Source organism: Mesorhizobium sp. CA14, assembly GCF_020165195.1.
Taxonomy (GTDB): domain Bacteria; phylum Pseudomonadota; class Alphaproteobacteria; order Rhizobiales; family Rhizobiaceae; genus Mesorhizobium.
This window is the reverse complement of the sequence record NZ_JAIUHR010000019.1, coordinates 76,159-99,079: the sequence shown is the minus strand read 5'-3', so window position 1 is coordinate 99,079 and position 22,921 is coordinate 76,159. Positions and strand designations below refer to the sequence as shown.

At 64.5% G+C, this 22,921-nt stretch carries 21 protein-coding genes; 8 read left to right on the top strand and 13 right to left on the bottom strand.

Translation table 11 applies throughout. The features are described from left to right. Positions 1-156 precede the first annotated feature (156 nt). The 4 genes from LB565_RS19685 (at position 157) to LB565_RS19670 (ending at position 4,706) form a co-directional block, all read left to right on the top strand. The gene (locus LB565_RS19685; protein WP_224586844.1) at positions 157-1,155 is read left to right on the top strand and encodes an ABC transporter ATP-binding protein; all 999 of its coding nucleotides are present in this window, start codon (positions 157-159) and stop codon (positions 1,153-1,155) included. Between the two features lie 301 nt (positions 1,156-1,456). Next, positions 1,457-2,362, top strand: coding sequence for an ABC transporter permease (locus LB565_RS19680; RefSeq protein ID WP_224586868.1), 906 nt, complete (start codon positions 1,457-1,459; stop codon positions 2,360-2,362). Continuing rightward, entirely contained in the window at positions 2,352-3,167 is an 816-nt protein-coding gene (locus LB565_RS19675; RefSeq protein ID WP_224586842.1) for an ABC transporter permease, read from the top strand. Before LB565_RS19680 ends, LB565_RS19675 begins: the two co-directional genes overlap by 11 nt. Before the next feature lie 111 nt (positions 3,168-3,278). After that, positions 3,279-4,706 (top strand): gamma-aminobutyraldehyde dehydrogenase, encoded by a 1,428-nt coding sequence (locus LB565_RS19670; RefSeq protein ID WP_224586840.1) that lies wholly within the window; start codon positions 3,279-3,281, stop codon positions 4,704-4,706. 118 nt (positions 4,707-4,824) lie between these two features. Here the strand turns inward: LB565_RS19670 and LB565_RS19665 are convergent, their stop codons facing one another. From LB565_RS19665 to LB565_RS19615, 11 genes are all read right to left on the bottom strand, one after another. Further along, positions 4,825-6,231, bottom strand: coding sequence for an FAD-binding oxidoreductase (locus LB565_RS19665; RefSeq protein ID WP_224586838.1), 1,407 nt, complete (start codon positions 6,229-6,231; stop codon positions 4,825-4,827). Positions 6,232-6,565: 334 nt separating this feature from the next. Further along, positions 6,566-6,880, bottom strand: coding sequence for a hypothetical protein (locus LB565_RS19660; RefSeq protein ID WP_224586836.1), 315 nt, complete (start codon positions 6,878-6,880; stop codon positions 6,566-6,568). Between the two features lie 29 nt (positions 6,881-6,909). Further along, on the bottom strand, positions 6,910-7,272 hold the full coding sequence (locus tag LB565_RS19655) for a nuclear transport factor 2 family protein (RefSeq protein ID WP_224586834.1): 363 nt from the start codon (positions 7,270-7,272) through the stop codon (positions 6,910-6,912). Positions 7,273-7,353: 81 nt separating this feature from the next. Beyond that, positions 7,354-7,827 (bottom strand): carboxymuconolactone decarboxylase family protein, encoded by a 474-nt coding sequence (locus LB565_RS19650; RefSeq protein WP_224586833.1) that lies wholly within the window; start codon positions 7,825-7,827, stop codon positions 7,354-7,356. Between the two features lie 108 nt (positions 7,828-7,935). Beyond that, positions 7,936-9,489 (bottom strand): alpha/beta fold hydrolase, encoded by a 1,554-nt coding sequence (locus tag LB565_RS19645; protein WP_224586831.1) that lies wholly within the window; start codon positions 9,487-9,489, stop codon positions 7,936-7,938. A gap of 110 nt (positions 9,490-9,599) precedes the next feature. Then, complete coding sequence (locus LB565_RS19640) at positions 9,600-9,911, bottom strand: formate dehydrogenase subunit delta (protein ID WP_224586828.1); 312 nt, start codon at positions 9,909-9,911, stop codon at positions 9,600-9,602. Further along, positions 9,901-10,731, bottom strand: coding sequence for a formate dehydrogenase accessory sulfurtransferase FdhD (gene fdhD, locus LB565_RS19635; protein ID WP_224586826.1), 831 nt, complete (start codon positions 10,729-10,731; stop codon positions 9,901-9,903). The genes LB565_RS19640 and fdhD overlap by 11 nt, the downstream gene beginning before the upstream one ends. A gap of 3 nt (positions 10,732-10,734) precedes the next feature. Further along, positions 10,735-13,647 (bottom strand): formate dehydrogenase subunit alpha, encoded by a 2,913-nt coding sequence (fdhF, locus tag LB565_RS19630; RefSeq protein WP_224586824.1) that lies wholly within the window; start codon positions 13,645-13,647, stop codon positions 10,735-10,737. Between the two features lie 10 nt (positions 13,648-13,657). Further along, the gene (locus tag LB565_RS19625; RefSeq protein ID WP_224586823.1) at positions 13,658-15,214 is read right to left on the bottom strand and encodes a formate dehydrogenase beta subunit; all 1,557 of its coding nucleotides are present in this window, start codon (positions 15,212-15,214) and stop codon (positions 13,658-13,660) included. Next, the gene (locus LB565_RS19620; RefSeq protein WP_224586821.1) at positions 15,211-15,690 is read right to left on the bottom strand and encodes a formate dehydrogenase subunit gamma; all 480 of its coding nucleotides are present in this window, start codon (positions 15,688-15,690) and stop codon (positions 15,211-15,213) included. The genes LB565_RS19625 and LB565_RS19620 overlap by 4 nt, the downstream gene beginning before the upstream one ends. 193 nt (positions 15,691-15,883) lie before the next feature. Next, on the bottom strand, positions 15,884-16,783 hold the full coding sequence (locus LB565_RS19615) for a LysR family transcriptional regulator (protein ID WP_224586819.1): 900 nt from the start codon (positions 16,781-16,783) through the stop codon (positions 15,884-15,886). A gap of 160 nt (positions 16,784-16,943) precedes the next feature. On the opposite strand from LB565_RS19615, the gene LB565_RS19610 reads away from it, so the two are divergent. Together LB565_RS19610 and LB565_RS19605 are read left to right on the top strand one after the other, a co-directional pair. Beyond that, positions 16,944-17,585 carry a DUF47 domain-containing protein gene (locus LB565_RS19610; protein ID WP_224586817.1) on the top strand — a complete coding sequence of 214 codons (642 nt, stop codon included), beginning with the start codon at positions 16,944-16,946 and terminating at the stop codon, positions 17,583-17,585. Positions 17,586-17,588: 3 nt separating this feature from the next. After that, the gene (locus LB565_RS19605; RefSeq protein WP_224586815.1) at positions 17,589-18,593 is read left to right on the top strand and encodes an inorganic phosphate transporter; all 1,005 of its coding nucleotides are present in this window, start codon (positions 17,589-17,591) and stop codon (positions 18,591-18,593) included. A 31-nt stretch (positions 18,594-18,624) separates the two neighbouring features. Here LB565_RS19605 and LB565_RS19600 read toward each other — a convergent pair whose 3' ends face one another. Then, positions 18,625-19,002, bottom strand: coding sequence for a VOC family protein (locus tag LB565_RS19600; protein ID WP_224586813.1), 378 nt, complete (start codon positions 19,000-19,002; stop codon positions 18,625-18,627). A gap of 204 nt (positions 19,003-19,206) precedes the next feature. Between LB565_RS19600 and LB565_RS19595 the strand changes: the two genes are divergently transcribed. Continuing rightward, positions 19,207-20,382: an Mrp/NBP35 family ATP-binding protein gene (locus LB565_RS19595; protein ID WP_224586811.1), complete on the top strand. Its 1,176-nt coding sequence runs from the start codon at positions 19,207-19,209 to the stop codon at positions 20,380-20,382. Between the two features lie 7 nt (positions 20,383-20,389). On the opposite strand, the gene LB565_RS19590 is transcribed toward LB565_RS19595, so the two are convergent. Further along, positions 20,390-20,839 (bottom strand): SRPBCC family protein, encoded by a 450-nt coding sequence (locus LB565_RS19590; protein WP_224586809.1) that lies wholly within the window; start codon positions 20,837-20,839, stop codon positions 20,390-20,392. 150 nt (positions 20,840-20,989) lie between these two features. Here LB565_RS19590 and LB565_RS19585 point away from each other — a divergent pair, with 150 nt between their 5' ends. Continuing rightward, complete coding sequence (locus LB565_RS19585) at positions 20,990-22,795, top strand: IlvD/Edd family dehydratase (RefSeq protein WP_224586807.1); 1,806 nt, start codon at positions 20,990-20,992, stop codon at positions 22,793-22,795. The last annotated feature ends 126 nt before the right edge of the window (positions 22,796-22,921 follow it).

Genomic DNA, 22,921 nt, shown 5'->3' with positions numbered 1-22,921 from the left:
AGGGTCGACGCGAAGCGTCGGGGTGGGGGTCAGCATGGACGTTGGCGCTCCAACCACCCCCACCCGCGGCTTTGCCGCGACCTCCCCCATCGAGGGGGAGGTAGGGCGCCGTGCGAACTCGCCTTCGTTTAACCGGCAACTGAACTGACTGGGCCCATGACCTCTGCCGTTTCCTTCAAACAAGTCTCGCGCCATTTCGGCAGCGTGCGCGCGGTCGACGCGGTCGATCTCGACATCGCGCCTGGCGAATTCTTCGCCATGCTGGGACCATCCGGTTCCGGCAAAACGACGTGTCTCAGGCTGATTGCCGGCTTCGAGCAGCCGACGGCGGGCTCAATCTCGATCTTCGGCGAGCGCGCCGAGGGCGTTCCGCCCTACCGCCGCAACGTCAACACCGTGTTCCAGGATTACGCGCTGTTCCCGCATCTCAACGTGCTCGACAACGTGGCTTACGGCCTGATGGTCAAGGGCGTCGGCAGGACCGAGCGGCTGAAAGCTGCGGAGGAGGCGCTGTCGCTGGTGCGCCTGCCGGGCTATGGCGCGCGCCGTCCCGGCCAGCTCTCCGGCGGCCAGCGCCAGCGCGTCGCGCTCGCCCGCGCGCTGGTCAACCAGCCCAAGGTGCTTTTGCTCGACGAGCCGCTCGGCGCGCTCGACCTCAAGCTACGCGAGAACATGCAGGAGGAATTGAAGTCGCTGCAGAAGGTGCTCGGCATCACCTTCGTCTTCGTCACCCACGACCAGGGGGAGGCGCTGTCCATGGCCGACCGCGTCGCCGTCTTCAACGACGGCAGGATCATGCAGGTCGGCACGCCGGAGGATATCTACCAGCGCCCGAACACGCGCTTCGTCGCCGATTTCGTCGGCTCGTCCAACGTGCTGCCGCCGGATTTCGTCCAGCGCTATTCTGGCCAGCACCGCTGGGGAAGCCTGCGCCCGGAGTCGATCCGCGTTTCAAGCGCGGCAAGCGGAGACGGCGTTGCCGCCCGCCTGGTCGGCACGAATTATCTCGGCGCCACGACCAGGCTCGCGCTGGACGCTGAGGGGCTGAGACTGCATGCGGTGGTGCCGGCGGGAACGGCGCTGCCGGCGGAGGGTGAAGCGGTGGTGCTGACCTTCAACCGCGACAGCCTGCATCTGATGGACGAGCCGGCATGACCGTGCTTAGGACGATGGCCAATCGCGCGGAGGAGGCGCTCTACGGCGCCCCCCTATGTCCTGCCGGACATCTCCCCCTCAAGGGGGGAGATCAGCTGTTTCGGCGCCGGCTCCCTCTTTCCAGCGCCGACAATTGGCGAAACCAGCCGCGACATCCAATCTCCCCCCTTGAGGGGGAGATGTCCGGCAGGACAGAGAGGGGGGCGAAGGATCGCGGCCTCGGTTCGTACACGGTGGCGCCATGACCGTCGCCGCCCTCAATTCCAACCCCACACCCGCCATACTCCCCGGCAGCGGCGGCATGCGCGGCGCGTTCTCCGACCTCTTCTGGCGCCGCCCGAAACTCCTGCTGCTGCTCATGCTGCTGCCGCCGCTTCTATGGTTGGGCATTGTCTATATCGGCTCGCTCTTTGCGCTGCTCCTGCAAAGCTTCTTCTCGATCGACGAGTTCTCCGGCCTTATCAACCGTGAGTTCACGCTGAAGACCTATGGCGACCTCTTCCAGGCCGCCAATCTCGACATCATCCTGCGCACGGTGACGATGGCGGCGCTGGTCACGCTTGGTTCGGCGATCATCGCTTTCCCCATCGCCTATTATGCTGCGCGCTATGCGCGCGGCCGCTGGAAGGCGCTGTTCTATCTCGGCGTCATGCTGCCGCTGTGGTCGAGCTACCTGGTCAAGATCTACGCCTGGAAGCTGATCCTCGCCAAGGAAGGCATCCTCACCTGGCTGCTCGCCAAGCTGAACCTTCTGTGGCTGCTCGACGCCTGGCTGTCGCTGCCGATCGTCGGCGGCAACTCGCTGTCGGTCTCCTTCACCGGCACCTTCATCGTCTTCGTCTATGTCTGGCTGCCTTTCATGATCCTCCCCGTTCAGGCCGCGCTCGAGCGCGTGCCCGGCAATCTGGTCGAGGCTTCGTCCGATCTCGGCGCCTCGCCGGGACAGACCTTCCGCAACGTGCTGTTCCCGCTGGCGCTGCCCGGTATCGTCGCCGGGTCGATCTTCACCTTCTCGCTGACGCTCGGCGACTACATCATCCCGCAGATCATCGGCACCTCGCGGCTCTTCATCGGCCAGGCCGTCTATTCGCAGCAGGGCACCGCCGGCAACATTCCTTTGGCCGCCGCCTTCACCGTGGTGCCCATCGTCATCATGGGCTTCTATCTCTGGGGCGCCAAGCGCATGGGGGCTTTCGATGCGCTTTGACCGTGGTCAATCCGCTCCGCTCGGCCTGAAGATCGCCGCCGCCTGTGGCCTGCTCTTCCTGCACCTGCCGATCCTGCTGATCTTCGTCTACGCCTTCACGACGGAAGAGAAGAGTTTTGTGTGGCCGCCGCCGGGGCTCACCACGCAATGGTTCGCCGTCACCTGGAACCGCCCGGACGTCTGGGATGCGCTGTCGCTGTCGGTCCGCGTCGCCGCCATCTCCACGGCGATCGCGCTGGTGCTCGGCACGCTCTGCGCCGCGGCCGTCTCGCAGACGCGCTTCTTCGGCCGCGAGGCCATCTCTCTGCTGGTCATCCTGCCGATAGCGCTGCCCGGCATCATCACCGGCATCGCCCTGCGCTCGGCCTTCGCGCTCGCCGACATCCCGTTCTCGTTCTGGACCATAGTGCTCGGTCACGCGACCTTTTGTGTGGTCGTCGTCTACAACAATGCCGTCGCCCGCTTCCGCCGGACCTCGGGCTCGATGATCGAGGCCTCGATGGATCTCGGCGCCGACGGTTTCCAGACCTTTCAGCATGTCGTGCTGCCGAACATCGCGACCGCGCTCCTTGCGGGCGGGATGCTTGCCTTCGCGCTGTCCTTCGACGAGGTCATCGTCACCACCTTCACCGCCGGCCAGCAGCAGACCGTGCCGATCTGGATGCTGGAGGAGCTCATCCGCCCGCGCCAGCGCCCGGTCACCAATGTCGTGGCGATGGTCGTCGTGCTGGTGACGCTGCTGCCGATCCTCTTTGCCTATTACCTGACCCGCGACGGCGACCAGATCGCCGGGAGTGGAAAATGAAAAACAGCGAATAGGGAGTAGCGAATAGCGAATAGCGAATAGGGAAATCGATGGCCAAACCCTACTCGCTATTCGCTACTCCCTATTCGCTCCTGTTAAGGGAGAAATCCAATGGACACCCAAATGCTGATCGGCTCGAAATTCGAGAAGGGCACCGAAACCGAGGAGCCTATTCTCAATCCGAAGACCGGCGCGACCATCCTCAATCTGCCGGAGGCAAGTCCGGCTCAGATCGAAGCCGCTGTCAGTGCCGCCGAACAAGCGTTCGTCGGTTGGTCGCGCACGACGCCGGCGCAGCGCTCGGGCTACCTGCTCAAGATCGCCGACCGCATCGAGGCCGAAGCGAAGGAGTTCGCCGCGCTCGAGGCGCTGAATTGCGGCAAGCCGATCAACGCCGTGCTCAATGACGAGATTCCGGCGATCGTCGACTGCTATCGCTTCTTCGCCGGTGCGGTACGCTCGATGCCAGGTCAGGTCGCGGGCGAATACCTGCCTGGTCACACCTCGATGGTGCGGCGCGACCCGATCGGCATCGTCGCCTCCATCGCGCCCTGGAATTATCCGCTGATGATGATGGCCTGGAAGCTGGCGCCGGCGATCGGCGGCGGCAACACAGTGGTCTTCAAGCCGTCGGAGCAGACGCCGCTGACGACGCTGAAACTGGCGAGGATCCTTTCCGAGATCCTGCCCGAGGGCGTCGTCAATGTCGTGCTCGGCCGCGGCGACAGCGTCGGCAACACGCTGATCAACCATGCCAAGGTCAACATGATCTCGATCACCGGCGATGTCGCCACCGGCAAGAAGGTGCTGCAGGCGGCCGCCAAGTCGGTCAAGCGCACGCATCTGGAGCTGGGCGGCAAGGCGCCGGTCATCGTCTTCGACGACGCCGATCTCGGCGCCGTGGTCAACGGCCTGCGCGCCTTCGGCTACTACAATGCCGGCCAGGATTGCACCGCGGCCTGCCGCATCTATGCCGGTAAGAAGATCTACGACAAGCTGGTCGCCGACCTCTCTTCCGCCGTCTCGACCATCAAATACAACCAGCCGGACGACACCGAGAACGAGATCGGCCCGCTGATCTCGCGCCGGCAGCGCGACCGCGTGTCGAGCTTCGTCGAGCGCGCTTCCGAACTGAAGCATATCGAGATCACCACCGGCGGCAAGCCGGGCGAGGGCTCCGGCTTCTATTACCAGCCGACCGTCGTCGCCGGGGCGCTGCAGGAAGACGAGATCGTGCGCCGCGAGGTGTTCGGCCCGGTCGTCTCGGTCACCCGCTTCTCGGATGTCGACGAAGCGGTGAACTGGGCGAACGACAGCGATTACGGCCTGGCCTCGTCGGTGTGGACCAAGGACGTCTCGCGCGCCATGGCGACGGCCGCACGCCTGCAATATGGCTGCACCTGGATCAACACCCACTTCATGCTGACCAACGAAATGCCGCATGGCGGCCTGAAGCAATCCGGCTACGGCAAGGACATGTCGCTCTACGCGCTGGAAGACTACACCGCCGTTCGCCACGTGATGGTGGCGCACGGCTAGGCGCCTTTACCTTCCTCTTGTGGGAAGGTCGGATTGCCAGCCGGATTGCGAAGAGCAATTCGGAGGCAATCCGACCCCGGCGCGACGGTCCCCTGTGTCGGCGGAAGCAGCGTAAAAACTAAGCGGCCGTCCTGCCGATCTCCGATGTCGCGGGCTTGATGTTCTGGTTGACCCGGAAGACGTTGAGGGGATCATAGGTGCGCTTCACCTGGCTCAGCCGCTCGTAGTTTGCGCCATAGCTCGCCCGCACGCGTGCTTCTCCTTCGTCGTCCATCATGAAATTCACGTAGCCGCCTTCGCCATTATGGGGATGGATGCTCGCCCAGTAATTCTTGGCCCATTTGGTGAGGTCGGAGGCCTTGGCTGGATCGGGATCGATGCCGGCGATGACCATTGACCAGGTTGCGTCGCGCGCGTTCCATGCCGTCTCGTTCTTGCCGACGCGGCGAACGGCGCCGTCGATCGGGTAAAGATGCATGAGCGACAATTCGCTCGGCGCCGCGGCGGCCTGCGCGATATGGGTCGCGATGGCTTCATCGGGAAGCGACTTGACGAAATCGCCCTTCCAATACCATTGCAGGCCTTTCGGAAGCAGCGGATCGAACAACGCCTGCAAGGCAGGGAACGGCATGACGCCCATCCAGTTGAAGATCGGCGGCGGCAGATTGTCGAGCAGCGGCGCCATGGCCTTGCGGCCATCCTCCTCGGTGCCGTTGTAGCAGGAAATGATGGCGCAGGCGCGCTTGCCCCAATATTCGCGCGGGAAGGGATCGGTCGAGGGAACGGTTTTCAAGCCGACAAAGGCGCCAAGATCTTCCGGCGCCTCCGGCAGGTAGTCGCGATAGGTCTGCATCACGGCCAGGGCATCCTTGGCCTCCCAGAACACCGGGCCGCCGAAGATCATGTTCACAGGATGGGCCTGGAACAGGAAGCTGGTCACGACGCCGAAATTCCCGCCGCCGCCGCGCAGCGCCCAGAACAGGTCGGGGTTCTCGGCTTTGCTGGTTGTCACCACGCTGCCGTCGGCCAGCACCAGATCGGCTTCGACCAGATTGTCGATGGTGAGACCGTATCTGCGCGTGAGATAGCCCGTCCCTCCGCCGAGTGTTAGGCCGGCAACGCCCGTGGTCGAGACGATCCCGGACGGGACAGCCAGTCCGAAAGGATGGGTGGCATGGTCCACGTCGCCCGACGTGCAGCCGGGCGCGACCCTCACGGTGCGCGTTTTCGCATCGACATGGACACCCTTCATCGTCGACAGGTCGATGACAAGCCCGTTGTCGCATATCCCCAATCCGGCACCGTTGTGCCCACCGCCGCGCACGGCGATCAGCAGGTCGTTGTCGCGCGCATATTTCACAGCGGTGATCACGTCGGCGACATCGGCGCAGCGCGCAATCAGCAGCGGTCGCTTTTCGATCATGCCGTTATAGACCTTGCGGGCCTCGTCATACCCGGCATCGTCACGCAGGATCACCTCCCCGCGCAGGCTTTCACGCAGTTTTGCATGGGTTTCGTCGGTCATCGGTTTGCTCCCTTGATTGCGCCCATTGCCATACGGCGTCGGCGCGACGCATTTGTTGCTTCGTTATGCCGCCTCGACGGGCGGGTGCGTTGGATGATGCAGGAACAGCACGTTGCACCAATCCGGCGCGCGCCGCTTCGCCCGAAAGGACCAGCGGGGCATGGCCCGGGAGAGCCATGAACAAGGCAGCCAAGGCCGCCGGGACCTGGCCGTGCTCAGATGCTCGGTCCCTGGCTTTGTCGATCCGATGATGACGAGCGGCCACACTCCTCGCAGCCACTCGCCCCTTCGTGCTCGCCGGCGGCCTCTCAGTCCCGGCTCTTCGACTGTGCAGCTATTCCACGATCCGAAAGATCTGCCACTGGCTGGTGCCCGACACCACATAGGGCTCCAATTCCTTGCCCCATTTGGCATGCGCGTCGAGCTTGGCGATCTTGGCGAAGAACGCTTCCAACTGGGCCAGGCTTTCGACCTCGTGATGGGCCTCGATCGTCGCCTCTCGCGCGCCGATTGAACCGGTCATAAGCCGGAATTTCATGTCGGCGAGCCCGACCTGAGAGCCGATCTCACGCTCCCATTTGCGCATCAGCTCAAGCGCGGTCTGCTTGTGACCGAACTTGGCGTCGATCTGCCATCTGGCGCTGAACATGTTCTTTCTCCTCCCTGACTTGCGGTTAATTATTCGTCCCAGGCCTGCACGACGGTCTGCCGCGCGATCCGCCCGTTCTTCAGCTCCACCATCGCCGCGCAGTACACCTTCGTGCCGTCCGGATAGGCGCAGGCCTGCATGAATGCGAGGTTGTCCCCCTCGGCGACGGTGGTATCCACCTTGTGGGTCATCGCACGGCTGCAGATGTCGTCCCAGAAGGTGCTGATCGCCGCGCGGCCGCGGATCTCGCGCGGCTTGCTCGGCGGATTGTTGCGATCGATCACGCGCACCAGCGCATCGTCGGTGTAGAAGCTCGATAGCAGCTTGCCGTCACGGCCCTCGATCGCCTTCTTGATCGCGGCGCCGTCCACGTTTCCTGTCTTGGTCAGCATGTCATCCTCCATGTGCCCATCATCTTGGGCGGTTGATGTGCGAAAGTGCCGCCCGGCGCTTGGTGCCGGGCAGGAATTGTTTCATTGCGACTTGGCTTTGACCGCCGCGAACAGGTTGTCGGTCTGCTTCTTGAAGGTCGCCAGATCGACCTGGCTTCCGTTGAGCATCGTCGACCAGGGGCGCACGATCGCCGCCATCGCGATGGCTTCCTTGATCTCCTCGTCGCTCGCGCCGTTCGCCTTGGCCGCCAGCGTGTGGAAATAGATGCAGTATTGGCAGGGGATCTGCGAGGCGACCGCGAGCCCCATCAGCTCCTTGGTCTTGCCATTGAGAGCGGTGTTCGGATTGAGCTGCACGCCTTTGATTTCGGCCCAGGCGCCGGCGACCGCCACGTCGGGCAAGGTCTTGAACATGTCCGGCACCGTGCCGAGCGTGGCCTGGATGTCCTTGTAGGCGGCGGTGGCCGAAGCGTCTTCGGCCTCCGCCGGGGTGATGGCCAGCAATGCGCCCGCGGCAAATGCCAGCAGTCCGATCTTGAGATTCAGTCTCATCATTTCATCCTCCATTCGCAGTGCCTTCGTGGTTGCATCGCCTGGCCTGCATGGGAAGAATTGATACCTCTTAGGGCGCCTCGACCGCTTCGCCCGAAAGCGCCATGGCTCTCATGGCCCGTCCGGGCCAGCATGTCTGGCCGAGAATGCCGCTGCCGCCGCACGCGACGGCAGATCGAGCTTGAGCAGTATGTTGGCGACATGGCGCTTGACCGTGTGCTCGCTGAGGCTGAGTTCGGCCGCGATGGCCGCATTGCTCTTGCCGTCGGCGATCAGGCTCACCACCTCGCTTTCGCGAGCCGTCAGCGCCGTCGGCTCGGCCGGCTTGGGCTTGGGACGGCAGGCCGGCTCCAGATGCTGTTCGGCCGACACCTGCACCAGCGCCAGCGGCTCGTCCAACTCGTCGAGGCTGATGCGCCCGGCATCGGTGAAATGCAGCCCGGAACCCGCGGCCAGGTCTGCAACCAGTCGTGAGCAGAGGATGTGGCCGCGTTCGGCATGAGCGGCAAGCTGGATTGTCACACGCGCCGTCAGCCCCGCCGGCGGTCCGCGTACCTCGATCTCGCCGACATGCGCCCCTTGCGCGCTCGCCACGCCGATCTCCTGGGCCGCCTCGCGCAGCAGCGCCGCGCAGCGTATGGCCCGGGCCGGGCCGTCGAAGCGCGAGATCATCAGTTCGCCTTGCGTTCCGGCGACGCGCCCGCCATGGCGGCCGACCAGCAATCGCCAGTTCTCCTGGAAGCGCAGGCTGCGTTCGCTCCACAAGCGATCGCCGAGCCGCGCGGTGTCGTAGATGCGCGTGACCAGCAGCGCGGCGAGCACGCGCTCTACATCGGCCACTGCCGGTTCCCCGGTCAGGAATTCCTCGATCAGGTCGGCCACGCGGTCGACGTCGCCGGTCCAGATCGGGTGATCGCGTCCCGAGATCTCGACCAGCCGGGCGCCGGGGATCTTCCTGGCCAGGAAGCGGCTGGCGTCAGGGTCGACGCGGGCGTCGTTGCGGCGATGGATCAGGAATGTCGGCACCCTGATCGTCGCCAGCATGTCGCGCACGTCGATATCGGCGTTCATGCGGGCAAGGGCTGCCGCGGCGGTCGGGCTGGCCGACAGCCGCTCGAACCGGGCCCACCACTGGGTGAAGTGGGTGTCGTCCACCCGGCCGGGCGCGAAGTTCGGCAGGGTCGCACCGGTTCCCCAGGACGTTTCCGCCGTCTCGATGAAAGCTTCCAGCCGCTCCGGCGGCATCACCCATCTGTGGAAATGCGCATAGCCGCCATAAAGCACCAGGGCCCGCGTCCGCTGCGGATAGGTGGCGGCAAACAGCATCGCCATCGGCGCGCCTTCCGAGGCGCCGAGGATCGCCGCCCGGCCGCTGCCGGCGGCATCCATCACCGCGCGCACGTCGTCCATGCGCGTCTCGAGGCTGGGCAGGTGGCGAGTGTCGACACGGTCGGAGAGCCCGGTGCCGCGTTTGTCGAACAGGATCAGCCGCGAGAAGGCCGAGAGCCGCTTCAGCAGCCGGCTGTAGCCTTCGTCTTCCCAGTGCAGGTCGAGATTGGAGATGAAACCCGGTACGAAGACCAGATCGAACGATCCTTGGCCGACCACCTGATAGGCGATCCGCACATCCCCGCTCCGGGCGTATCTGGTCTCGATCGGCCTCACGAGTTCTTCCGCCCGGCCCGACGATTTCCAATCGTCGACCATAGCAGAGCCGCGCCGATACGGCAGCTTAAATTTTAGCAGAAAGAAATATAAGGCCGCCGGTCGCTACGCTATTTTCGCGAAGCGGCGATATCAGCCGGGAAGGCGGTGAGCCCAAGCTTCATGTCGGCCTCCGCAGGGCTGATCGGCCGCTTGATCTTGGCCGAGGCGGCGATCACGAGGTCATCGAAATTCTCGGTGCCGGCGTCGAGCATCTCGAAGAGCTGGCGCCGCATCCGGGGCTCCCAGAACTTGTTGATATGCTCGGCAACGCCGGCAATGCCTTCCTCGCGCGGCTTCGAATGGAAGAAGGCGGCGATCTGGTTGGCCATGCGCACCAGCTTTTCCGCGGTGCTGGTGACGTGTTCTTCGTCATGCGACATGCTTGGCAACTCCAGAAGTCACCCGTTCGGGGTGGGTGAAAATATCGAAATCGTCCCCGCGCACCAGCGCTACCAGCGTCATGCCGGCGGCGTCGGCCGTGCGGATGGCGAGCGCGGTCGGCGCCGAAACCGCCATGATGATCGAGGCGCCGATGGCGGCGGTCTTCTGCACCATCTCCACCGAGACGCGCGAGGTCACCACGACGGCGCCGCTCGCGCCGTCGATGCCGGCCTTGGCCAGCGCGCCGGCCAGCTTGTCCAGCGCATTGTGGCGGCCGACATCCTCGCGCGCCATCACGATGCCTTTGCCGGGAACGTAAAAGCCTGCGGCGTGCACCGCGCCGGTTTCAGCGTGCAGCGGCTGCTGCTTCGACAGCAGGCGGACGGCGCTTGTTATGTCTTCCGACTGAAGTGTGAGTCGCGACGCACCGACGGCGTCGACGGAGCGCATCGCCTCCTCGATGGATTCGATGCCGCACAAGCCGCAGCCGACCGGCCCGGCCAGCCTGCGCCGCCGCGCCTGGAAGCGCGTGTTGGCCTTGTCTTTCAGCCTGATCTGGATATCGATGCCGGCACCGAGATCCTCGACATCGATCGCCTCGATCTCTTTTGGGTCGGCGATGATGCCTTCGGTGAGCGAGAATCCGAGCGCGAAATCCTCGAAATCGGCGGGGCTCGCCATCATCACCGCATGCGTGGTGCCGGCAAAGGAGAACGCCACCGGCGTCTCTTCCGGCACCATGCGGTTCGCGGCCGCAGTGCCACCGGCGCGATGCGCCAGCCGCGAAATTTGCGTCGTGGCTTTGCGCCGCGCGGTCAAGAACTACTCCGCCGCCGCCAGCGGGGCGATGCGCCGGCTCTGCTTGGCCTGCTCGTTATAATCCTTCTGCCAGTCGGTCGGGCCGTTGGACGGCGCCACCTGCACGGCGGTGACCTTGTATTCCGGACAGTTGGTAGCCCAGTCGGAGAAGTCGGTGGTGATCACGTTGGCCTGTGTGTCGGGGTGGTGGAAGGTCGTGTAGACGACGCCTGGCGAGACGCGGTCGGTGATCAGCGCGCGCAGCGTCGTTTCGCCCGAACGGCTTGCGAGCCGCACCCAATCGCCATCGTGCACACCGCGGACTTCGGCGTCGTGCGGATGGATCTCCAGCCGGTCCTCGGCATGCCATGCGACGTTTTCGGTGCGCCTTGTCTGCGCGCCGACATTGTATTGCGACAGGATACGGCCGGTGGTGAGCAGCAGCGGATAGCGCGGACCGGTCCGCTCGTCCGTCGCCACATATTCGGTGCGGATGAACTTGCCCTTGCCGCGCACGAAGCCGTCGACATGCATGATCGGCGTGCCGAGCGGCGCCTTCTCGTTGCACGGCCACTGCACCGAGCCGACGCGGTCGAGCAGCTCGAACGAGACGCCGGCGAAGCTCGGCGTCGTCTGGGCGATCTCGTCCATGATCTGCGACGGATGGGTATAGTTCCAGTCGAGCCCGATGGCGCGGGCAAGCTCCTGCGTCGCTTCCCAGTCGGCATAGCGCGCCTTCGGCTCAATGACCTTGCGCACCATGTTGATGCGGCGCTCGGCATTGGTGAAGGTGCCGTCCTTCTCGAGGAAGGTCGAACCCGGCAGGAAGACGTGCGCGTAGTTCGCCGTCTCGTTGAGGAAGAGGTCGTGCACGACCACGCATTCCATCGCGGCGAGGCCGCCGGCGACATGCTTGGTGTCGGGATCGGACTGCAGGATGTCCTCGCCCTGGATGTAGATGCCCTTGAACGAACCGTCGACGGCGGCGTCCAGCATGTTGGGGATGCGCAGGCCCGGCTCGTCGTCCAGCTTCACGCCCCACAGGCTCTCATAGATGTCGCGCACCGCTTCGCCCGAGATGTGGCGGTAGCCCGGCAATTCATGCGGGAACGATCCCATGTCGCAGGAGCCCTGCACGTTGTTCTGCCCGCGCAGCGGGTTCACGCCGACGCCCTGCCGGCCGATATTGCCGGTGGCCATGGCAAGATTGGCGATGGCGATCACCGTGGTCGAGCCCTGGCTGTGCTCGGTCACGCCGAGGCCGTAATAGATCGCGCCGTTGCCGCCCTTGGCATAGAGGCGCGCGGCGCCCCGGATAGCTTCCGGGTCGACGCCAGACAGCTTGCCGACGGTCTCCGGGCTGTTTTCCGGCAGGGCGACGAAGGACGCCCAATCCTGGAATTCGGCCCAGTCGCAGCGTTCGCGCACGAAGGCTTCGTTATAGAGGCCCTCGGTAACGATGACATGCGCCAGCGCCGTCAGCACCGCCACGTTGGTGCCGGGCTTCAAGGGCAGGTGGTAGTCCGCCTCGACATGCGCCGATTTGACCATCTCGGTGCGGCGCGGATCGATCACGATCAGCTTGGCGCCCTGGCGCAGCCGCTTCTTCAGCCGCGAGGCGAAGACGGGATGGGCCGAAGCCGGATTGGCGCCGATGATGACGGCGACATCGGTGAACTCTACCGAATCGAAATCCTGCGTGCCGGCCGAGGTGCCGTAGGTCTGGCCGAGCCCGTAGCCGGTCGGCGAATGGCAGACGCGCGCGCAGGTGTCGACATTGTTGTTGCGGAAGCCTTGGCGCACCAGCTTCTGGACGAGATAGGTCTCCTCATTCGTGCAGCGCGAGGAGGTGATGCCGCCGATCGCGGTGCGACCATACTGATACTGGATGCGGCGGAATTCCTTCGCCGTATGGGCGATCGCCTCTTCCCAGCTCACTTCGCGCCACGGATCGGAAATCTTCTCGCGGATCATCGGCGACAGGATGCGGTCCTTGTGCGTGGCATAGCCATAGGCGAAACGGCCCTTGACGCAGGAATGGCCGTGGTTTGCCTTGCCGTCCTTGTAGGGCATCATGCGGATGACCTCGTGATCCTTCACCTCGGCCTTGAACGAGCAGCCGACGCCGCAATAGGCGCAGGTGGTGACGGCCGAGCGCTCCGGCATGCCCTTTTCGAGCACGGTCTTCTCGCGCAGCGCGTCCGTCGGGCAGGCCTGCACGCAGGCGCCGCAGGAGACGCATTCGGAAGCGATGAAATCCTCATGCATGCCGGCGACCATGCGCGATTCGAAGCCGCGGCCCTCGATCGTCAGCGCGAAGGTGCCCTGCACCTCTTCGCAGGCGCGCACGCAGCGCGAGCAGACGATGCACTGCGCCGGGTCGTAGGTGAAATAGGGATTGGATTCGTCGCGGGCGATATAGTCGACGGCCAATGAGCCGTGGCCGGGCGCGACGCCGCCCTCTTGCTTGACATGGTTGCGGCCTTCGACGCCGTAACGGTTCTCTGTCAGGCCGACCGACTTTGCCACCGCGTCGAACTCGCTGGCGCCGGTTCCGGCCTTCTCGTTCCAGCCCGTCGGATGGTCGGAGACATAAAGTTCCATGACGCCGCGGCGGATGGCGTCGAGCCGCTCGGACTGCGTGCGTACCACCATGCCTTCGCCGACCGGGGTCGTGCAGGAGGCCGGCGTGCCGCCGCGCCCTTCGATCTCGACCAGGCAGACGCGGCAGGAGCCGAAGGAGTCCAGCATGTCGGTGGCGCAGAGCTTCGGGATCTCGACGCCGCCTTCCATCGCCGCGCGCATGATCGAGGTGCCTTCCGGCACGGTGATGCTTTGCCCGTCGACGGTCAGGGTCACCTGCTTCGTCGCTTTCGACTCCGGCGTTCCGTAGTCGATCTCTTCGATGAGCGTCGGGAAGTCGGCCTTGATGTTCATCTGCCAGCTCCTATTCAGCAGCCACGCGCGCCGGCGCAGGCTTGAAATCCTCGGGGAAATGCGTGATCGAGCTCATCACCGGGTAGGGCGTGAAGCCGCCCAGCGCGCAAAGCGATCCGAATTTCATCGTGTTGCAGAGGTCGGTGACCAAAGCGAGGTTCTTCTCCGCCTCGATGCCCGCGGCGACCTTGTCCAGAACCTCCACGCCGCGCGTCGAGCCGATGCGGCAGGGCGTGCATTTGCCGCAGCTTTCGATGGCGCAGAACTCCATGGCGAAGCGCGCCTGCTTCAGCATGTCGGCGCTGTCGTCGAACACGGTGATGCCGGCATGGCCGATCAGCCCGTCGCGCTTGGCGAATTCCTCGTAGTCGAACGGCGTGTCGAACAAGGCGCGTGGGAAATAGGCGCCGAGCGGACCGCCGACCTGGACCGCCTTCACCGGACGCCCCGAAGCCGTGCCGCCGCCGATCTCGTCGACGATCTCGCCTAGCGTCAGGCCGAAGGCCGTCTCGAACAGCCCGCCATGCTTGACGTTGCCGGCGATCTGGATCGGGATCGTGCCGCGCGAGCGGCCCATACCGAAATCCTTGTAGTAGGCGGCGCCCTTGTCCATGATGACAGGCACCGACGCCAAGCTGATCACGTTGTTGATCACCGTCGGCTTGCCGAACAACCCTTGAATTGCCGGCAGCGGCGGCTTGGCGCGCACCACGCCGCGCTTGCCTTCCAGGCTGTTGAGCAGCGAGGTTTCCTCGCCGCAGACATAGGCTCCGGCACCGACGCGGATTTCCATGTCGAAAGCGTTGGGCGAGCCCAGCACGTTGACGCCCAGCACGCCCGCCTTGCGGGCGATAGCGACGGCCTTGTTCATCGTCGCCACCGCATGCGGATATTCCGAGCGGATATAGACGAAGCCCTTGGTCGCGCCGGTGGCGATGCCGGCGATCGCCATGCCTTCGATCAGCACGAAGGGATCGCCTTCCATGATCATGCGGTCGGCGAAGGTGGCGCTGTCGCCCTCATCGGCGTTGCAGACGATGTATTTCTGCGCGCCTGCCGTATCCAGCACCGTCTTCCACTTGATCCCGGTCGGGAAGCCGGCGCCGCCGCGGCCGCGCAAACCGGATTCGGTTACCTGTTTCACGATGTCCGTGGGCGCCATCGCCACTGCATTCTGCAGGCCATTCAGGCCGCCATGCGATTTGTAGCTGTCGAGTGAAAGCGGATCGATGACGCCACAGCGCGCGAAAGTCAGCCGCGTCTGCTTGGCGAAGAAGGGGATCTTGTCGGGCGCGCCCAGCCAGCGTTTGTGGTGGCCGCCCTTGAGAAAGCCGCTGTCGAACAGGCTCTTGACGTCGGACGGCTTGACCGGCCCATAGGCAACGCGGCCCTCGGCCGTGGCCACCTCGACCATCGGTTCCAGGAAATAGGCGCCGCGCGAGCCGTTGCGCACGATCTTGGCCTCGACGCCGCGCTCCTTGAGCTCCTTCTCGATTGCCCTGGCGACCTTTTCTGCGCCGAGCGCCAGCGCGCCGGAATCTGCCGGGATATAGATGCGCGGGATCATGAACGTACCTCCGCGACGATCTCTTCGATCTTCTCGTCATCGAGCCGGCCGATGACTTCGCCGTCGAGCATCGCCGACGGCGAGCAGGCGCAAAGCCCGAGGCAGTAGACCGGCTCCAGTGTAACCGAACCGTCGCGCGTGGTCTCGTGGAAATCGATGCCGAGCAACTGCTTGACCTTGGCTGCGACGGCCTCCGAGCCCATCGACTGGCAGGCCTCGGCCTGGCAGAGCTTCAGCACGTGCCGGCCGGCAGGCTTGGCGCGGAAATCGTGATAGAAGCTGACCACGCCGTGCACCTCGGCCCGCGACAGGTTCAGCCCATCGGCGATCACCGGCAGCGCGTCCTTCGGAACGTGGCCGAACTCTTCCTGTATGCTGTGCAGGATCGGCAGCAACGGGCCTTCGAGGCCCTTCATCTCGTCAATGATCGCCGCCGTGCGCGACGCGATCTCGGTACTTGCGGCCTGCATGCTCACGCAGCGCCCTCCCTGGTCGTGGCGGCCAATGTATGTCACCCCAGCATATAGAGCGGTTTCGGGGCAACGACATGCATAGGGCGCAATATCGCTAAGTCCTTACGAAATCAGAGGAAACCTCCGAAATCAATAAAGCGCTCTCGTCGCTCGATAGAAATTTTCTATCAAGATCCGGCGGCTCGCATTGTCTAACCTAGCGGTGAGCGCGGAAATCGTCCGCCAGCGCCATCGCCTCCCCCAGAAGCGCCTGCACCAGCGGCGTGTGCGGCTCGCGCGGCGCCGCCACCAGCCCGACCGTATGGCTGGCGTCCGGCTCGACGATCGGTATCGCCCGGATCGGCTCGGAAAAGCCAAACGTTTCCGCAAGGTTGAGCGGCATGATCGACGACCATTTACCGGTACGGATATGCGAGAAGAGCACGATCATCGAATTGGATTCCAGCGTCGGCCGCACCTGCACGCCGGCTTCCGCCAGATGCTGGTCGATGATGCGGCGGTTCTGCATATCCGGCGTCAGCAGGCAGAGCGGCAATTGGCTGATCTCCGACCATGTCACTTTGTCGCGGTCGGAATAGGGGTTTCCGACCGCCGTGATCAGCTGATAGCGCTCGTCATAGAGCGGCACGCTGGTCACGCGCCCGAGCGGCTCGTTGTCGAGATAGGTAATGCCGGCATCGACGTCGAAATTGCCGAGCAGCGACAGCACTTCGATCGATGTGCGCGACAGCACCGAGAAGGTGACGCCCGGATGCTTTTCGCGGAATGGCGTCGTCAGCCGCGCCACCATGGCCAGCGCCGTCGGTATCGCGGCGATGCGGATGCGCCCGGACAGGCCGTGGCGCGCCGCCCGCATCTCCTCGCGCATTGTGCGGGAATCGCCGACGATGCGGCGCGCCCAGCCCAGCACCTGCTTGCCTTCCGGCGTCAGGCCCTGGAAGCGCGAGCCGCGCAGCACCAGCATGACGCCGAGCTGCTCCTCGAGCTGCTTGATGCCGGCCGACAAGGTCGGCTGGGTGACGCCGCAGACCTCCGCGGCCCGGCCGAAATGCTCCTCCTTGGCGAGAGCGATGAAGAATTCCAGCTTGTCGATCATGCCATCCGATCCGCAGCGTTCGGCCCAAGGTCGGGGAAATCGCCTTGCTTCGCAAGACACACGCGCAATCGGGTCTCGTCCACATTTTTGAGCCGGCTATCTGTTTTCCCGCGCCGCGCGTGGCGCTATGTGGGGTAGGGCGGAGGCAAGGAGGGACAAGATGCTGAGCTGGTTTCGCAAGCTGTTGCCGCGCGAGGATCGCTTCTTCGATCTGTTCGAGCGGCATTCGCGCACCGTGGTCGGCGGCGCCGAGGCCCTCGAGCAGCTTCTTCAAGGCAAGGACATCGACCGCTGGTGCCAGAAGATCATCGATCTCGAAAACGAGGCTGACGGCATCACCGCCGAGGTCCTGCTTGCCGTCAGGCGCTCCTTCATCACTCCCTTCGACCGCGGCGATATCAAGGACCTGATCCAGTCGATGGATGATGCCATCGACATGATGCACAAGACCGTCAAGACGGTGAAATTGTTCGAGCTGAGGGAGTTCGATCCGCTGATGCGGGAAATGGGCGAGGTCATCGTCCAGGCCGCCCGACTGGTCGCGGAGGCGATCCCGCTGCTCGGCAAGGTGGGCGCCAACGCAGCGCGCCTTAACGCCATCGCCGAGGAGGTCATGCGCGTCGAGGGCCGCGCCGACGATCTGCACGAGCAGGGCCTGAAGGATCTGTTCAGGCATCACGGCCGCGGCGACGCCATGGCTTATCTGATCGGCTCGGAGATCTATGGCCAGCTGGAAAAGGTGGTCGACCGTTTCGAGGATGTCGCCAATGAGATCAGCGGCATCGTCATCGAGAACGTTTAGGCGATGGAAGCCACGATCGCTTTTCCCCTGCTGATCGGCCTCGTTGCCGTGGCGCTGTTCTTCGATTTCCTCAACGGCCTGCACGATGCCGCCAACTCGATCGCGACCATCGTCTCCACCCGGGTTCTCAGGCCGCATTACGCGGTGTTCTGGGCGGCGTTCTTCAATTTCATCGCCTTCCTGTTCTTCGGTCTGCATGTCGCCGAGACTGTGGGAAAAGGCATCATCGATGCCAGCATCGTCACCCCGGCGGTGATTTTCTCGGCACTTGTCGGCGCCATCGTCTGGAACATCGTCACCTGGGTCGCCGGCATTCCGTCGAGCAGCTCGCATGCGCTGATCGGCGGGCTGGTCGGCGCCGGCGTCGCCAAGGCCGGAACCGGCGCCATCGTCTGGTCCGGGCTCGGCAAGACGGTCGCGGCCATCGTGCTCTCGCCGGCGACGGGATTCGTGCTGGCGCTTGTCCTCGTCCTCATCGTCTCCTGGCTGTTCGTGCGCCAGACGCCGTTCGCGGTCGACAACAGCTTTCGCGTGCTGCAGTTCTTTTCCGCCTCACTCTATTCGCTGGGGCATGGCGGCAACGACGCGCAGAAGACCATGGGCATCATCGCCGTGCTGCTCTTTTCGCAAGGCGCGCTCGGCCCGACTTTCTATGTGCCGCTTTGGGTGGTGCTGACCTGCCAGTCGGCGCTGGCGCTGGGCACGCTGCTCGGCGGCTGGCGCATCGTCCACACGATGGGATCGAAGATCACGCGGCTGAACCCGATGCAGGGTTTTTGCGCCGAGACCGGCGGCGCCATAACGCTTTTCGCTGCCACCTGGCTCGGTGTCCCGGTCTCGACGACGCACACCATCACAGGCGCCATCATCGGCGTGGGCGCCGCCCGCCGCGTCTCCGCCGTGCGCTGGGGCATCGCCGGCAACATCGTCGTCGCCTGGGTGATCACCTTGCCGGCGACGGCTGCGATCTCGGCATTGACCTATCTCGCTGCAAGGCTGGCCGGATGACGAGAACCCGGACCCCGCCTGAGAGTGGGCGCTATTTGCCCACCAGGTTCAGGATGTTGCCGTCGGGATCCTTGAACCAGGCCACCTTCATGCCGGAGCCGACGTGAATGTCGCCTTCGAGCGACAGGCCGGGCATATCATAGTGCTCGAAGCTGACGCCCTTCGACCGTAGCGATTTGACGATCGGCTCGATCCGGTCGCCTACCGCCCAGGTTGCGGCCGTCGCCTTGTTGGTGCCGGCAAATTGCGAATGGTAGACGTTGATAAGTGTGTCGCCGCTCTTATAGACGATCAGCTCGCCATCCATGTCGTCCACTTGGCTGAGGCCCAGAGTACCCTCGTAGAACGCCCTTGCCTTGGCGATGTCCTTCACCGCGAGATTGGCTGTCACATTGCTGTTTTCGAGCATGACCGTCTCCTTCTCCGGTTGTCGTGATGGCAGTGGAGATAGCGCGGGCGCGCCGTTTGGCTATGACCGGGTCTGCGCCGCGGCCGTGGCCAAATCCGACATCATCCTCCGCTTTACCGGGGCACGCCGGGCGAGCCGTTGCGCCACGGCTTGGTTCTGCCGGGAAACTGCACTATCTGGAACGCCAAACGCCGAGGAAAGATCATGACCGTTACCAAGGAATCCGTCATCGAGCGCCTGAAGACGGTGAACGGGCCGGACTTCACCGGCAATATCGTCGATCTCGGCATGGTGTCGGAGATATTCATTGCCGATTCCAAGGTGTTCTTCTCGATCACCGTTCCCGCCGCGCGCGCCCAGGAGCTGGAGCCGTTGCGCGCCGCCGCCGAGCGCGCGGTGAAGGCCATCCCCGGCGTCGCCAGCGCCGTCGTCGCGCTGACGGCGGAGAAGAAGGGCGGCGGCATGGAAGCGCCGGTTCCGCCGCGCCCGGCTCCTCCGCGGCCCGCCGCTCCGCAGCCTGCGCCGCCGCGCCCCGCGCCGCATGCACCCGCCTCGCAGAGCCATGGCAAGCGCGGCGTGCCCGGCATCGACGCCATCATCGCCGTCGCCTCCGGCAAGGGCGGCGTCGGCAAGTCGACCACCGCGGTCAACCTGGCGCTCGGCCTTGCCGCCAACGGGCTGAAGGTCGGCGTGCTCGATGCCGACATCTACGGCCCGTCCATGCCGCGGTTGCTCAACATCCACGGCCGGCCGCAGACCGTCGACGGCAAGGTGCTGAAGCCGATGCAGAATTACGGCCTCAAGGTGATGTCGATGGGCTTCCTCGTCGATGAGGAGACGCCGATGATCTGGCGCGGCCCGATGGTGATGTCGGCGCTGACGCAAATGCTGCGCGAGGTCGAATGGGGTCCGCTCGACGTGCTGGTGGTCGACATGCCGCCCGGCACCGGCGATGCCCAGCTCACCATGGCCCAGCAGGTACCGCTCGCCGGCGCCGTCATCGTCTCGACACCGCAGGATCTGGCGCTGATCGACGCCCGCAAGGGCCTCAACATGTTCAAGAAGGTCGACGTGCCGCTGCTCGGCATCGTCGAGAATATGAGCTATTTCCTCGCTCCCGACACCGGCAAGCGCTACGACATTTTCGGCCATGGCGGCGCGCGGCGCGAGGCCGAGCGTCTCGGCGTCACCTTCCTCGGCGAGGTGCCGCTGGAAATGGGCATCCGCGAAAGCTCGGACGCCGGCGCTCCGGTCGTCGCCTCGAAGCCGGAGGGCGCCGAGGCGAAGATCTATCGCGATATCGCAAGCAAGGTCTGGGATCGGGTCCAGGAGGAGCGAAGCGCTGCCGAAGCCGCGGTGCCAAGCATCGTGTTCGAATAATTCTCGGTCACGCGCCGACCTTCTCGCCGAATGTCGAGAAGAACTGCCCCGCCAATTTCTTCGATGTCGACTCGATCAGCCGGCTGCCGAGTTGCGCGATCTTGCCCCCGACCTCGGCCTTGGCGGCGTATTTGAGCATTGTCGAGTCCGCCCCGTCGGCAGTCAGCGTGACGTCGGCGCCGCCCTTGGCGAAACCGGCAACGCCGCCCTTGCCTTCGCCCTGGATGGTGTAGGAATGCGGCGGCTTGAGGTTTTTCAGCGTGACTTCGCCGTTGAAAGTCGCCTTGATCGGCCCGATCTTCAGCACCACGGTCGCCGCCATCCCCGTGTCCGAATTCTTCTCGAGGTGCTGGCAGCCGGGAATCGCCACTTTCAGGATCTCCGGATCGTTGAGGGCTTCCCACACTTTTTCGATGGGTGCGGCGATCCGCTCCTCGCCTTCGATCACCAAAGCCATCAAGACCTCCCGGATTGCTGATGCCGGTTGGTCGTAGCGCGCGGCCCGAAACAAGTCTATCGCACCAAAGTCCGGGTTCCGGCTGCGCCTGCCTCTTGCCTGCATGGACGCATTGTCCTATCGATTTGTCATACAAATACGGAGACCACCATGGCAGGCGCCCCCACCAAGAAGAAGAAATTTCGCTCGCAGGAGTGGTTCGACAATCCCGACAATCCGGGCATGACGGCGCTCTATCTCGAGCGCTACCTCAATTACGGCCTGACGCGCGCCGAGCTGATGTCGGGCAAGCCGCTGATCGGCATCGCGCAGACCGGTTCCGATCTTTCGCCCTGCAATCGGCATCACCTCGAGCTCGCCAAACGCGTGCGCGAAGGCATCGTCTCGATGGGCGGCATTCCCTTCGAGTTCCCGTGCCACCCGATCCAGGAGACCGGCAAACGCCCCACCGCCGCGCTCGACCGCAACCTTGCCTATCTCAGCCTAGTCGAGGTGCTCTACGGCTATCCGCTCGACGGCGTCGTGCTGACCGTCGGTTGCGATAAGACCACGCCGGCGCTGCTGATGGCGGCGGCTACCGTCAACATTCCGGCGATCGCGCTGTCGGTCGGCCCGATGCTCAATGGCTGGCACAAGGGCAAGCGCACCGGCTCTGGCACCATCGTCTGGGAATCCCGGCAAAGGCTCTCGGCCGGCGAGATCAACTATGACGAGTTCATGGACATCGTCGCCTCCTCGGCGCCGTCGACCGGCTATTGCAACACCATGGGCACCGCCACCACGATGAACTCGCTGGCCGAGGCGCTCGGCATGCAGCTGCCGGGCTCTGCCGCCATTCCCGCACCTTATCGCGAGCGCGGCCAGATTTCCTACGAGACGGGCAAGCGCATCGTCGAGATGGTGCATGAGGATCTGAAGCCGTCCGATATCATGACGCGCGAGGCGTTCGAGAACGCCATCGTCGTCAACTCTGCCATCGGCGGCTCCACCAACGCGCCGATCCACCTCAACGCCATCGCCCGTCATCTCGGCGTGCCGCTCGACAATGACGACTGGCAGAAGATCGGCCTCGACATCCCGCTGCTGGTCAATCTGCAGCCGACGGGCGAGTATCTCGGCGAGGATTATCACCATGCCGGCGGCGTGCCGGCGGTCGTCGCCGAATTGATGAAGGCCGGACTGCTGCCGCATCCCGGTGCGATCACCGCCAACGGCAGGACGATGGGCGACAATTGCAAGGATGCCGTCAACGAGAATCACGACGTGATCCGCAGCGCCGACAAGCCGCTCAAGGCCAATGCCGGCTTCATCAATCTGAAGGGCAATCTGTTCGATTCCGCCATCATGAAGACCAGCGGCATCTCGCCCGAATTCCGTGAGCGCTACCTCTCAAACCCGAACGACCCCGAGGCCTTCGAGGGCAACGCCATGGTCTTCGACGGGCCGGAGGATTATCACGCCCGGATCGACGATCCGGCGCAGGGCATCGACGAGCACACGATCCTGTTCATGCGCGGCGCCGGTCCGGTCGGCTATCCGGGCGGCGCCGAGGTGGTCAACATGCAGCCGCCGGCCTACCTCATCAAGAAGGGCATCCACGCTCTTGCCTGCATCGGTGACGGCCGCCAGTCCGGCACGTCGGGCTCCCCGTCGATCCTCAATGCTTCGCCCGAAGCCGCGATCGGCGGCGGGCTGGCGCTGCTCAAGAGCGGCGACCGCGTCCGCATCGACCTGAGGAAGGGCACGGCCAATATCCTCGTCAGCGACGAGGAGATCGCCAAGCGGCGCGCCGCGCTGCAGGCCAATGGCGGCTATCACTATCCCCAACACCAGACGCCTTGGCAGGAGATCCAGCGCGGTATGGTCGACCAGTTCTCGGCCGGCATGGTGCTGAAACCGGCGGTGAAATACCAGGACGTCGCCCATACTAGCGGCGTGCCGCGCGACAATCATTGAGCCTATATTCGGCCAATCAAAAGGGCGGCTTGCCGACGGCGGGCCGCCTTTTTTGTGGCCCTTGTTTCATATCCAAAGAACCCACAGATAAGCTCGACCTCGGCAGCTCACGAAGGGACAGATTAT

What these genes read in the sequence shown, in the direction of transcription:
- LB565_RS19640 (WP_224586828.1), bottom strand. Translation starts at nt 9,911, where the DNA reads ATGTCGCATGACGAAGAACACGTCACCAGCACCGCGGAAAAGCTGGTG.
- LB565_RS19610 (WP_224586817.1), top strand. Translation starts at nt 16,944, where the DNA reads ATGCTGAGCTGGTTTCGCAAGCTGTTGCCGCGCGAGGATCGCTTCTTC.
- fdhF (WP_224586824.1), bottom strand. Translation starts at nt 13,647, where the DNA reads ATGAACATCAAGGCCGACTTCCCGACGCTCATCGAAGAGATCGACTAC.
- LB565_RS19655 (WP_224586834.1), bottom strand. Translation starts at nt 7,272, where the DNA reads ATGCTGACCAAGACAGGAAACGTGGACGGCGCCGCGATCAAGAAGGCG.
- LB565_RS19680 (WP_224586868.1), top strand. Translation starts at nt 1,457, where the DNA reads ATGCGCGGCGCGTTCTCCGACCTCTTCTGGCGCCGCCCGAAACTCCTG.
- LB565_RS19665 (WP_224586838.1), bottom strand. Translation starts at nt 6,231, where the DNA reads ATGACCGACGAAACCCATGCAAAACTGCGTGAAAGCCTGCGCGGGGAG.
- LB565_RS19590 (WP_224586809.1), bottom strand. Translation starts at nt 20,839, where the DNA reads ATGGCTTTGGTGATCGAAGGCGAGGAGCGGATCGCCGCACCCATCGAA.
- LB565_RS19605 (WP_224586815.1), top strand. Translation starts at nt 17,589, where the DNA reads ATGGAAGCCACGATCGCTTTTCCCCTGCTGATCGGCCTCGTTGCCGTG.
- LB565_RS19660 (WP_224586836.1), bottom strand. Translation starts at nt 6,880, where the DNA reads ATGTTCAGCGCCAGATGGCAGATCGACGCCAAGTTCGGTCACAAGCAG.
- LB565_RS19595 (WP_224586811.1), top strand. Translation starts at nt 19,207, where the DNA reads ATGACCGTTACCAAGGAATCCGTCATCGAGCGCCTGAAGACGGTGAAC.
- LB565_RS19670 (WP_224586840.1), top strand. Translation starts at nt 3,279, where the DNA reads ATGGACACCCAAATGCTGATCGGCTCGAAATTCGAGAAGGGCACCGAA.
- LB565_RS19675 (WP_224586842.1), top strand. Translation starts at nt 2,352, where the DNA reads ATGCGCTTTGACCGTGGTCAATCCGCTCCGCTCGGCCTGAAGATCGCC.
- LB565_RS19685 (WP_224586844.1), top strand. Translation starts at nt 157, where the DNA reads ATGACCTCTGCCGTTTCCTTCAAACAAGTCTCGCGCCATTTCGGCAGC.
- LB565_RS19615 (WP_224586819.1), bottom strand. Translation starts at nt 16,783, where the DNA reads ATGATCGACAAGCTGGAATTCTTCATCGCTCTCGCCAAGGAGGAGCAT.
- LB565_RS19650 (WP_224586833.1), bottom strand. Translation starts at nt 7,827, where the DNA reads ATGATGAGACTGAATCTCAAGATCGGACTGCTGGCATTTGCCGCGGGC.
- LB565_RS19625 (WP_224586823.1), bottom strand. Translation starts at nt 15,214, where the DNA reads ATGATCCCGCGCATCTATATCCCGGCAGATTCCGGCGCGCTGGCGCTC.
- LB565_RS19585 (WP_224586807.1), top strand. Translation starts at nt 20,990, where the DNA reads ATGGCAGGCGCCCCCACCAAGAAGAAGAAATTTCGCTCGCAGGAGTGG.
- LB565_RS19600 (WP_224586813.1), bottom strand. Translation starts at nt 19,002, where the DNA reads ATGCTCGAAAACAGCAATGTGACAGCCAATCTCGCGGTGAAGGACATC.